This is a genomic window from Paenibacillus sp. E194, assembly GCF_000935845.1.
GTDB lineage: Bacteria > Bacillota > Bacilli > Paenibacillales > Paenibacillaceae > Paenibacillus_B > Paenibacillus_B alvei_B.
In genome coordinates, this window is the sequence record NZ_JMDX01000172.1 from 1 (window position 1) to 13,129 (window position 13,129).

The 13,129-nt window shown below is 42.3% G+C and carries 5 protein-coding genes and 2 pseudogenes; 1 reads left to right on the forward strand and 6 read right to left on the reverse strand.

Features of this window, described 5'->3' with window-relative positions; all coding sequences use genetic code 11:
- Positions 1 to 327: 327 nt before the first annotated feature.
- From ligA to AZ66_RS20510, 6 genes and pseudogenes are all read right to left on the reverse strand, one after another.
- Entirely contained in the window at positions 328 to 2,352 is a 2,025-nt protein-coding gene (gene ligA / locus AZ66_RS20480; protein ID WP_044356539.1) for an NAD-dependent DNA ligase LigA, read from the reverse strand.
- A gap of 79 nt (positions 2,353 to 2,431) precedes the next feature.
- Positions 2,432 to 4,867, reverse strand: a complete 2,436-nt coding sequence (gene pcrA / locus AZ66_RS20485; protein WP_231586965.1) for a DNA helicase PcrA — start codon at positions 4,865 to 4,867, stop codon at positions 2,432 to 2,434.
- A 68-nt stretch (positions 4,868 to 4,935) separates the two neighbouring features.
- Positions 4,936 to 5,649, reverse strand: coding sequence for a heptaprenylglyceryl phosphate synthase (locus AZ66_RS20490; RefSeq protein ID WP_044356536.1), 714 nt, complete (start codon positions 5,647 to 5,649; stop codon positions 4,936 to 4,938).
- Positions 5,650 to 6,175: 526 nt separating this feature from the next.
- Positions 6,176 to 7,629 (reverse strand): annotated as a pseudogene (locus tag AZ66_RS20495) (IS1182 family transposase).
- A gap of 145 nt (positions 7,630 to 7,774) precedes the next feature.
- Positions 7,775 to 8,875: pseudogene (locus tag AZ66_RS30815) on the reverse strand (IS3 family transposase).
- Between the two features lie 140 nt (positions 8,876 to 9,015).
- Positions 9,016 to 11,922, reverse strand: coding sequence for an S-layer homology domain-containing protein (locus AZ66_RS20510; protein WP_044356537.1), 2,907 nt, complete (start codon positions 11,920 to 11,922; stop codon positions 9,016 to 9,018).
- 496 nt (positions 11,923 to 12,418) lie between these two features.
- Between AZ66_RS20510 and AZ66_RS20515 the strand changes: the two genes are divergently transcribed.
- A partial coding sequence (locus AZ66_RS20515; RefSeq protein ID WP_044356538.1) for a nucleoside-diphosphate sugar epimerase/dehydratase occupies positions 12,419 to 13,129 on the forward strand: 711 nt, incomplete at its 3' end.

The window sequence follows — 13,129 nt, forward strand, 5'->3', positions numbered from 1 at the left end:
GCTTTGCTCACCTACTTAAAGAAAAAGTAGACCGCCCTCTCACAAAGGTATGCGGTCTACTTACGCACTTTTGATAAGCCAACCGCTCATCTAGCGGTTATTGTGGGACGAAGATCACAGTTGGCGCTGTGGTCTTCTGTTTATTATAAGCAAATTGTAGCATACATATTCTTACTGTTCAATGATGCGATAGGTCATCAAGGTTCTTGAGGAAGCATCGTCCGAACATAATTCATGTCGCTGGCGAATGATGAAACAGCTACTAATGCAGTTATTTCATAGTTACTCGATCAGTTTCTATTGTAGCTGCTTCACCAATTGCAACGGTTACTCTTCGGAACTTCCTGTACCTAGCGCCTCGTTCAACAACCGGATCAGTTCATTTTCATCAGTAATGACAGGTATTCCAAGCTGCTCAGCCTTGGCGAGCTTACTGCCTGCCTTCTCTCCTGCGATAACCAGATCGGTTTTCTTCGATACGCTCCCCGTTACTTTCGCACCGCATGCTTCCAGCTTGGCAGTCGCCTCATCACGCGTCAGCAATTGCAAGGAACCTGTTAATACGACTGTTTTGCCATAGAATATCGAATCTGTATTTACCTCAGCCTGCTTCTCAGCGGATTGCGGCTTCACACCCAGCTCCAACATGCGGTCGATGCTCGCGCGGTTAATTGGATCCGCAAAATACGTTACGATGCTGTCCGCTACAATCGCCCCGACATCCTGAATCGCCACGAGCTCCTCTTCAGAAGCCTGCATGATGTTCTCCAGCGTGCCGAAATGCTCAGCCAATGCCTTCGTCGTCGTCTTGCCCGTATTCGGTATTCCGAGCGCGAACAAGAAGGCCGGCAAATCACGTGTTTTACTCTTCTCAAGTGCTGCTAGCAAGTTGCTCGCCTTTTTCTCTCCGAATCGATTCAAGCCAACCAATTGATCAAGTGTAAGTGCAAACAGGTCGGACGGCTCATGTACATTCAGCTCATCGTGCAGCTGCTCGGCAGTCATCACGCTGAATGTCTCGATGTCCATCGCATCCCGCGAAGCAAAATGCGCCAGACGCGCTACGATTTGCGGCTTGCAGTTCAGCTTATTATTGCAGAACAAGTGCGCGCCCCGCATCTCAAGTGTGTAACCACAGGACGGGCATTCCGTCGGATAAACGATTTCTTCGCCGCCTTCCTCATCCGGAACACGTCCAAGAATCTCAGGGATGACATCGTTCGATCGGCGAATGAATACGCGTGCACCAAGCGCATGCTTCAAGTTTTTCCGTTCGATATCACCAATGTTGTTCAGCGTACAGTTCTGTACCGTTACACCAGCCAGCTCAACAGCTTCAACTCGAGCTACTGGCGTAATCTTGCCGGTACGTCCGACTTCCCAGCTTACCGATTCCAGCACCGTTGTCGTTTCTTCAGCCTCGAACTTGAAGGCTACCGCCCAACGCGGGAACTTATCCGTGTATCCGAGCACCTCGCGGGTACGCATATCGGTCAGCTTGACGACAGCTCCATCAATCAAGTAATCAAGAGATGGGCGCTGTTCCTGAATCTGATGGAGTTCCGCACGCACCTGCTCAATCGTATCGAAGTACGTGACATACGGGTTCACCTTAAATTGATTGTCCTTCAAGAATTGCATCATTTCCTGATGGTTATCGAAGTCAACCCCATCAGCATAGCCCACGTTATAGAAAAAGGCATTCAGTTTCCGTAGTGCTGTCACCTGCGGATTCAAGTTGCGAAGCGCTCCAGCTGCTGCGTTGCGAGCATTTTTGAGCGGCTCTGCTGCCGTTTTATTATAAGCCTCAAGCACGGACAGGTTCATAATACCTTCACCTTGAACTTCAATCGTCCCATCCTTGAAAGGAATAGACAGCGGCACGGAACGGATCGTCTTCACCTGTGGCAAAATCCCCTCGCCAATGACACCATTGCCACGTGTGGAGGCCTGAACCAGCAGTCCATCAGTGTAAGTCAAATTAAGTGTCAAGCCATCAAACTTCAGCTCCACGACATAAGATGGAGCCGGCAGCGGCTCCTCGTCCGGATTCTTGGTGTTGTAGTCTTGGATCAGCTTCAGCACTCGTTGATTCCAAGCGAACAAATCCTCTTCGTCCTGCGCTTTGTCCAAGCTCCATAGACGGGATAGATGGCGATGCGGCTCAAACCCCTTGAGCAGATCTCCCCCAACCCGCTGGGTAGGAGAGTCGGGCAATACGATGCCCGTCTCCTTCTCTAACGCTACCAGTTCATCATATAGCTTATCGTATTCTTTGTCCGAAACGACAGGATTGTCCAGCGTATAATAATGGTGATTGTATCGATGTATTTCCGCCACGAGTTGTTCCATGCGGGTTTGCGCATTCGCATTTGTCAAAGAGGTGGCTCCTTCCTCATTTCAAATCATCTATTGGGTAGTGGTAGTCTACTTATACTTTGTTAATCGGGGCAAAAGCAGCCAATAACCGCTTCACACCCACTGGCGCAGGGAAGGCAATTTGCAGCTCCGTATCCGTGCCCTCTCCCTTTACCGACACGATCACGCCTACGCCCCACTTGGCATGGGATACTTTGTCCCCCGGCTGATAGTCTCCGGCTTGGGCTCCCGCCTGCTTCACTTTTTCCGCTGCTGATGTTACGGTCACACTTGATCCGCTACTTGCGCCTGCTCCCGCTCCACCTGAAGCACGCCATCCTGTTTGAGCGCTGCTTCCAATGCCTTTCGTACCTGGTGCTTGTGCTCCACCATCGCCTGAATAACCTAACCCACGCCCTCCGTACGAAGCAGAAGCAGCATTGCGGCCGTAACGGTCTACCCTTCCATAGCGTGTGCCCTCTGGCGTCGCGTCTTCCTTCACTTCATCCGGTATTTCCTGCAGGAAACGAGAAGGAGGATTGGCATTTGTACGACCAAACAAAGTACGTGTGCGTGCGCAGGTAAGGAATAGCTGTTTTTCTGCACGAGTAATACCTACGTAAGCTAATCGACGTTCTTCTTCCAGCTCTTCATTGTCGCTGAATGCACGGCTGTGCGGGAATACCCCTTCCTCCATACCTATGATGAAGACGACCGGGAATTCCAATCCTTTTGCACTGTGCATCGTCATCAAGATGACGGCATCTTCCTCTTCATTGCCTTCTTCGTCGTTCATCGAATCGATATCTGCGATCAATGCAAGATCCGTCAGGAACGAAATCAAAGACTTATCTTCATTACGCTGCTCGAATTCCTGCGTAACGGACAAGAACTCGTCGATGTTCTCGAGACGTGCCTTCGATTCCAGCGTGTTCTCGCGCTGCAGCTCCAGCTTGTACTCGGATAGTTCGAGCATTTTCTCCGTCAATTCCGTTACGGACAAATACTCCACCATGTGGTTCAGATTGTCGATAATCGCGCGGAATTCACGCAGCGCGCCCTTGGTTTTCGGCGAAATATCAAGGGCATCCATGTCAGCGATAACCTTCATCATCGATACGCCACGAGTAGCTGCTGCTTCAGCCAGCTTATTCATCGTCGTGGCCCCAATGCCCCGCTTCGGTACATTCACAACACGCTCTAAGCTGATATCATCATCCATATTCGAAATGAGACGCAAGTAGGCAAGTAAGTCCTTAATCTCTTTGCGATCATAGAACTTAACACCGCCCACAATCTGGTACGGGATATCCGACTTGATCAGAATTTCCTCGATGACACGAGATTGCGCATTCGTCCGGTACAATATCGCATGGTCGGCGTAATGCTTGTTTGCCATATGGTTCTGTTTAATCTCTGAAGTAACGAAGTAACCCTCATCATGCTCTGTATCTGCTTGATAGAGCTTAATCTTCTCGCCTTCACCCGATTCCGTCCACAGCTTCTTCGGCTTGCGTCCAGTGTTCAGCTTAATGACTCCATTCGCGGCATTCAGAATATTGGAGGTCGAACGATAGTTCTGCTCCAACATAATCGTCGTAGCCTTCGGGTAGTCACCCTCGAAGTTCAGAATGTTCGTAATGTCGGCGCCGCGCCAGCGATAGATCGACTGATCGCTATCCCCGACGACGCAAATGTTTTGATGCTGATCAGCCAGCATCCGGCACAGCATATATTGCGCACGGTTCGTATCTTGATACTCGTCGACGTGAATGTATTTGAATTTCTTCTGATAAAAATCCAATACTTCAGGGACGTCCTTGAACAATTGAATCGTAGACATGATGAGATCATCGAAATCAAGCGAGTTGTTGCTCTTCAGACGTTTCTGATACATCGTATATACCTTAGCTACAATTCCATCAAAGTGGTCGCCAATCTTCTGTTCGAAGCGGCTTGGCGTCAGCAATTCGTTCTTCGCTGTACTAATTGCAGCTTGTACTGCGCGTGGATCGAATTTTTTCGTATCCAAGTTCAATTCCTTCATGCATCCGCGAATAACGGACAACTGATCCCCCGAGTCGAGAATCGTAAAGTTCGAGGTAAATCCAATACGTTCAATATCCTTGCGCAAGATACGCACACACATGGAGTGGAACGTGGATACCCAAATGTCTCTTCCATCTGGGCCAACCAGCTTGGATACCCGCTCCTGCATCTCTCGTGCAGCCTTGTTCGTAAACGTAATGGCTAGGATGCTCCATGGCGGTGCCTTCCTCGTAGCGATTAGATATGCAATGCGATGCGTTAGCACGCGCGTCTTGCCTGATCCCGCTCCCGCCATAATGAGCAATGGCCCTTCAGTGGTCTCAACAGCGCGTCGTTGTTCAGGGTTCAAACGCTTGATAGCATCTTGAATGTCGATGGATGCTCCATACCCTCCGTATACGTTCGAATTTGTGTTCGAATTTGAGTTACCATTGGAATCCGGTCGTAAAAAGTCAAACATTTCGTGCGCAGTCTCCTTTCTGCAGTTATGTGAATGAATGTTTATATGGTCTAGTTATTATCAATGAGCTATAAAGACAGCTTTGTTTCTTTTACCGCAAGAACGGTCGCGAGGGCAGCATTCAAGTCGTCATAGACGACATTGCCTACAACCACTGTATGAGCTGAGGCAGCCGCTTCTTGGGCTTGCTCTACTGTACGGATTCCGCCTCCATAGAACAACTGGGCTTGCGTCAGAGAGCGTTTCACCTTCTTAACCAACTCCATGTCGCCAAACATGCCGCTGTACTCCACATACACGACAGGAAGACGCATCAGCTTGTCTCCTGCCTGCGCATATGCAGCCGCTTCTGCTGGAGACAGTTGCGTATCCGCTCCTGTAATCTTAGCTGCTGTCGCTTCCGGGTTCAAAATTATATACCCTTCTGGGATTAACAAATCCCATGGAATCATATAACCATATTGTTGAATCGCTTCATGATGCTGACCAATAAGCCAATTGGCGTTGTTCGTGTTCAGCACCATCGGTATCATATAGGCATCAAAGCCAGGCACGACCGCATCCAATTCGGACACTTCAAGGACGGTCGGCAGCTCATATCGCCGAATGCGGGACATCAAGTCTACCGTGTTCTCGAAAGTGACTCCGCTCGATCCCCCGACCATTATGGCATCAGTTCCAGATAAACATACACGATCCAGCGCCTCATCGCCAATTTCTTTGTCCGGGTCAAGCTTGAATACGTGCCGCCAGTCATCTATCGGTTGTAAAGGCGTCTTCACGTTGCGTTTCCTCCAGGTCTGCCGCTCATGGATGTAAGTGGTACGATGAGCGACCTTCATAATAATGTTCTATATTGTAGTGTACCAGAAATAAGCCTAGGGGTGGAGGGAAATGGGTGCCATATATGAGGCTGAAAAACAAGAGTGAATAGAATGTATGTTCTTATTGTAATGAATGGTGGGGGAAATGTCACGAATTATACTAGATAGCCCAGATTCTTTTATTAATGGGTTAGGAAACTTAAAAACGATGAAACTCATTCTTTATAAAAACTTATTTATTATAGAATTAAAAATCACGTCAAAAAAGTATGCCCTTGTTTTAAACTGTACCCTATGTAAAGGACACTCTTAAAAAGTCTAGGCTGATTGAAGAAGATGATCTCTATATTGAAAGAGGCCACTGAAGAACTCGTAGTTTTACAGAGCAGCTAAAAACATGAAGAAAAAGGCGACCTTCATTTTCCAGAAATAAGGAATAAAGGTCGTCTTTTTGTTATAAATTCAGGTCTTTATGTCTTGTTTCTTACTTCATCAGCTTCAATATTCTCTTCAAGTTTACAGTAAAGATCGCCATTGCTCCTTGTAATTGCATGCCAGCAAGACCCGAAGATGACGCTACGTCATACCCGTGCCTGTGTTTGAGTTCACTGTTCTTCGCTTCAATCTTGTAGCGTTCTCTAGACTTCGCTTTGAAGTACTCGCTTTCTTGGAACGACATTTGTTCCGTATGTTCGCTAGATTTAATACTCACCGAGTAGGACTTGCTTTTTGCTCCTTCGGTGTAGCATCCTTCTTTGAACGGACATCTCTTACATACTTCTACATCGAAGTAGTAGGTATTCTTTTGGTTATTGTTAACTCCCTTTTTTCCTGTCCGCGCCTTCTGAATCGCTAAATGGCCGGCCTTACACACGTACATGCCTGCATCTTTATTGAATTGGAATTCATCTTCTTTCTTGCGTGCCCCTTGTGTAATGAGCGGATTGAGTTTGGCAATAAGTTCAATTTCATTGCCTTTAGCATAAACGATGTTGTCTTTTTCAGAGTACGCTGTATCTCCGATGACTGATTTGATTTCCATACCCGTTGCCTTGCTTTTTTCGATAAGCAATTGCAGTTGCTTGCCGTCAGTCTTTTCACCCGTCGTGACAACGGCTGCCGTTATGATTCGTTCCTCGGTCATGGCAAGATGGGTCTTGTAGCCAAAGAATGAAGAGTCCTCGCTTTTGTGGCCGACTTTTGCATCCTGGTCTTCTGAAATCCGTAATTGTTGCAGATCGTCGGCGACCGTTTCTTTCAAGAGATTCAATGGTTCTTTAATTTTTTAGCAATTCGCAAATCCCGCCTTCAGCTTCAAGCACAGCAATAAGTTTTTTGACAGTAGCTGATCTCTTCCTCAAGTACATTACTCGTATTCTTGACCGGGAATTTGGCCTTCAGCGATTCATCCGCCTTATAGACCGCTTTTCTCAACTTGCGGGAACGATCCAGCAAGATTTCCCGGGGGGATTTCTGGTTGTAACGGGCTTTTGTATGAGTGGCATCGACAATGATAGTTTTGCTTTTGATTATGCCCTTCTCCAATGCAATTTCAACTGTTTTACTCACGAGCATGTCAAGTATATTCAAGTCTTTCAGTCGCAGCGTTCGAAACTTGGTTAACGAACTGGCGTCAATCACGGGATCTTCAGGTGCCATGTCAAGAAAGTATTTAAACGACATGTCGTACTTCGAACGTTCGACGATGTCAATGTCGGACAACTCAAAAATCGCCTTCAAAAGCAAGTACTTGAACATTCGAATCGGGTCAATCGCATTTCGGCCGTTATCATGACAGTAGCGCTCTTTCAGTTCTTCATATACAAAAGAAAAATCAACCAGTTCGTTGATTTGCCGTAACATATTGTCTTTGGGTACCACCAAGTTATAAAGTTCCAGATAAGGGCTTAAAGTCATAGATTGTTGTTTTTGAATCATCACTTTCACCTACTTGATTTAATACCTTAATTATACAGAGAAAAGGCACAATCTTCTCAATAAACTTGAGGAGTTGCGCCTTTTTCAGGTGGACTTTTTCAGTGGCCTCATATTGAAAAGGGGTCATCTTTTTCAAATTCCATTGTTACCTGTAATGGTTGTAGTAAGTCATGTAGTCCCTAATCCCCTGTTTTAATCCAAAGTTAAACAAGGTTTGATGGAAACCTGATCTTTAAAATGACCGAAAAAGGATTCCTGAGGGGCATTATCCCAGCAGTTTCCCCGTCTGGACATGGACTGCTTGAGGTTCATTCTCTTAACCATCTTTTGAAATTCCGGATGCGTATAATGGGGTCCCTGATCAGAATGAATGAAGGCACTCTCTGCTTTTTCAAACCTTCTGTTCATCTTAAGCTTAAGAAAAGTATCTGCCGCAAGGTCCATTGTGATTCGATACATGATATGCAAGATTTCATTGGCTGAACTATCCTTGATCGTTGATAAATAAGCTTTCTTGCCTGAGCCATAGAATAGATAGGTGATGTCCGTAAGTAATACCTTACCAGGGACATTTTGCTTAAATTCCCGATTCAGCAGGTTAGGAACGACCCGTGCTCATGGGTAGCTTTCATCATCCTTCCATAGGGATTCGCCTTCCTGAAAGGGCACAGAATGCCGTATTTTCTCATGATCCGCCTGATTCGTTTCAGATTGTAGACAATCTGAAACTGACCATCCAGTGTCATCTCGATGGATCGGGCCCCTTTTCTTACGTCTCTTGAAATGATAAGCTTTTAGGACGGTGGAATTGATATTTCTTAACGATGGCACGGATAAGGACATATTTTTGATTGGGTGACAGTTTTATCCTTTGCATTGTCCCCTCTCCGCGAAACGAATCTTTTTTAGCAATTCGTTCTCTGCTTTTAGCAAGGCATTCTGAACCTCCAGTCTGGCATACTTCCCTTCTAATGTGAGTTCCCATTTAAAGGATCCCCCTGAGATTGACTTCTCGTATCCTGCAAACCTAAGATACCGTTCTTCAGGTAACTTGTGCGCCATCTATCTCCTGATGATTTAACTCAATGTTCCGATGATTGATACGTCAAAACCGCATTCCTCGAATATTTCCCGGGGGCTTACCCTTGTTATTCCCAGAGACAAACAATTGCTTAAACGCATCTGTGTACGTAATTGCCTTAGAAGAAACGGACTTCACATAAAGATTATTAGAAAGCAACTTCATTTCGTTATCTGTAAATATTTCTTACTCATTTAAATTCCTCATTCTCATCTAGCTGAAATAAACAAAAGTACCCTATCGAGAAACCTTTTTAAGTGTCTACTCGATAGGGTACAGTTTAGTTAGGGTATACTTTTCTAAATCTAATCGATTAATGATAAGCTTCTCAGTGTCCGTAAGAGAATTGTTGTTGCTTCTGCTCTTGTACTTTCTTTACTTGGAGAAAGCGATACTTTACCACTATTATCAGTCGTTAAACCGTTAATTATCTTATTTTCAATACACCAAGCAAACTCGCTCTGCTCCAAATCAGTTAACTTATTTATATCAACAAATCCGGCCAGTATTTTTTTGTCCACTTTTAGACCCATATCATTATTAATGTAGCTATGCGCGGCAGTAACGATACTAATAATCTCAGATCGAGTAATATTCTTCTCAATATCACTTGATGAAATGCTCAGATTTTTTAGTAGTCCAATTTTTTCTGCTACGGCAACTTCATCATCATACCACTTGCCTGTTTTGGTTTTGACCGTAGATACACCCATACCTCTAACCATCATTGAAATAAATTCAGCACGACTAATCTGAGTGTTAGGCATAAACAATTCTTCGCCTTTACCATTCACTATGTTACGATTGGCCGCTTCAGTAATATCATGACTCGCCCAATGATTAACAACATCTTTAAATTCTTTGTCGTTTTTAAGAACCAAAAAGCTCCCATAATTCATTGTGGATATCAGTGCATAATATTGGCCATTTTGATTAATTAATTTTACTGGCTTAGTATGGCTTATTGGACTTCCATTTATATCTTTTGATAAAGAAATGGCAGCTATCTTAGCTTTATCTTGATCCGTGACATTCTTCAAAAGAACTTTAATGCTTACATACTTGCCTATGTCTTTAACCTCTTTATTTAGCCCTTTATCATCAGTTATTTTTAAACTAACGTCATATTGATTACTAATCATTTCTCCTAACATTTCTACTTTGTTAGAATTAACATCTTTATTTATGTCAAAAGATAGGTTTAATACAGTCTCTTTGTTACTACCCTGTGATTGGTAGTTTATTTGTTCTAATATATCAACAGGAATTTGATAACTAAATCCATCTAGATTAAATGTTACTATTTCGATTTTGTTATTTTTGAGTTCCTTCAATATATTAGATTTCATTTTAATTGAAGTAACCTCTTTATCTAATACATCAACAATAGCATTTTTAGTTTCATTTTTAATTTTTGAAAGCTCAATCTCTTCCTTTTTCTTTCCATTCGCTAATACTTCTATTACATTAGAGTTCGTATTAACGACTCCACCTGAACCTGATGGAATAGTAATATTGGAATTTGAAGCTCCACTACCGCCAGGGTTTGATCCACTTCCAGGGTTTGAACTATCCCCACCTACATTTCCGTCACCATTACCTTCTGTTTCTTCATCATCTCTAGTAATTACAACCTTATAAGTATTCGTATTCTTCTCATCAAAAGATGAAACCGTTACTAATATCGTATTTACACCAACGTTTAACATTATATCTTCACTCTGATACTCCCCCGCAATATCAGAAACATTAATAGCTTTATCTTCAAATTGTACTTGAATCTTATCTTTTTCTTCGTTGTTTTTAAATGTTAACTTTACTTTATCAATCTTATTAGGAACATTTGCAGCATAAACTGCATCTGTAACATTTAATGGTATCTTCTCATCATTATGAGAAAGTTCTAGTAAGGAAAGAACAGCATCGGAATCTTGGTTTCCATTTTCAGGATCTGGGACAACCTTGTAAAACTTGGCACTTCCAAAGTGCCCGAGATCATAAAGTTCAGGCAAAGGGGAAACTAACTTTTCCTTGCTATCAGCAATAAAGAACAAAGTCTGTCCTTGTGCAGTTGACATATAGAGCGTACTTGAATATCCTCCAATTTTCAAATCAGGATACGCCCATAACAAAGCCTCCATTGGAAGTTGCGCGGGCAAAATTGTTATACCCAAGCCATTTATAAATTCCTTTCTTTTCAAATCAATTAATTGGGGATTTGAGATAGGATCCCATGCAGGATGGGGTTTGAAAAATAGATCATATCGCTCCCCGTAATCTTTGACAATATTTTTAACTACTTCTTCAAAGCCATTCTGTTCCCCAGACAAACTTGTGCCTGAAATAATGAGATTAGGCTTGCTTGAAGCATCAAATATCCCATCAAATTTTTGTTTATCGACACCGGCGGCTTTTACGAAAGCAGCTTTCTTGTCGTCGGATAAATTATGATAGATATCATTAGGGGTAGTTTTAATCGTGTTCATCTTAATAATCTCTGTTTTAACATTGTCATCATTACTCACGAGCAATTCTGGAAATTGCATCCAGTACTCGACGTTGTCAAATTGAGATGCAAAATACATACTGGGATGCATCTCCGTGTCATTATTAATGTTTATGACATCATTTTCTCCTGCTGCTATTCTAGTCTTCTTATTCATGAAATCATCTGCGTATTTAATCCATGTAGGATAAGTCCCTGCAGCATTGAACATGCTTTTAAATTTTGTATAAGTCGCAGTGCCATCAGATAACAAGAACACTTTATAATTATCTTCAGGAATATGATTTGCAACAAAACTTTGCAGTATAAACTGGACACGAAGATCATCTATGTAAAAATTAAATTTGGCATCGGGATTTAAAGTAAACAATTCTTTCACTTTGTCAATGATTTCATTCATTAATTCAGCATCGTATTCTTTATTAGGTGCAATAAAGTTCATATGTGATGGTAAATAAGTTGTGTTAAGAGTTCCTTTACGTAAAAACCACATGTAGGATTCGTTATTGCTTGTATAAGTGTTCAGCCCCGCATACAGTGTTGGCAATGTCCCCAACGTTGCATAAATATCATAAACAATCGGGCTCGATTTAGTACTATTATTAGTTGTGTTATCATGTACAAAATAAGCTTGAACATTATTTCCAATAGGTAACAATGATAAAACTAGAAGAAATGATAAAACAACTTTGGTGATTTTTTTCATTATGACCTCCACAATAGTTTTGTCTCTACTATTTTGTTAATACACCCTAAAACAATCCATAACTTTGGCTCTCTAATAAAAGGGTTCCTTTACTTAATGAATACTGCTTCGAACAATCGTTAAGTAAGTCGCTCTAAGATGTGTTTCCTTCCTCCTTTGTTAAACACTAAAATAGTAATTTTATTTAATTTTTAAAGAATGAAACAAATAAATATTTACTCACATATTATCACAATCGATAAAAGGAGACTATGTAATCACTGGTAAAACTAAAAAATAATAATGTAGGAAAACTGATTTTGCTGTAATACAACTTACATATAATGCATAATAACCTTATAGTACACTTGGATTCTAAAACCGCCCCAATTGTTAATTAGCCATTACGCTTTTCTTATTCATAAATAATATTTTACTATAGAGATAAGCTAATATTTACGAGATGGTATGTTATAATCATTACAACTAGAATCAATATGTCGAGGAGTGTCAATATATGAGTTTGCCTGTTCAATTGAACAAGAAGCTCAATCAAGGGACGAATCTTCTTATAGCAGAAGATATTGCAGCTTATAATCGGAAGACGGATCGAATCAAGCTAACTCTGAATATAGGGTTAATAGCTACAGAATACATTCTGTATATGATTGGCTTTTTTATATTGTTCTATTATAAAGTTATATCCGAGTACGGATCGTTTAACTGGAATAAGCTACATGAAAGCATTGCTAAAATACCGGTACTGGATGACTATGTACTTTTGATCGGCATTATTTTTACGATTTATACAGCTATGCTGTATCAACAAGGAATATTTAAATGGAATCGCGATATACGAATCGTTGATGACACTTTAGCAGCCATTAAAGCTGTATCCACTTCATTTCTGATTGCTTTAGGGATTGCATTCTTTTTAAAAACTAGTATCGTGTATTCCCGGGTACTCATACTAATGCTCGCTATCCTCATGGTGTTCGTATTTCTTTTATCCCGCGTGATGAAGACGTATGCCCACGCATTATTGCGCCGATCAGCAAGATACAATAAAAACGTATTAATAATCGGTGCTGGAAAAGTCGGAATGCAGATCAGAAATCACATTTTGGCAAACACAAGCTGCCGTTTTGTTGGTTTTCTAGATGATTATAAAAGAGGTGACCAGGTTCTTGGCACCATTCAGAACATTGAACAACTCATAGCACATCAC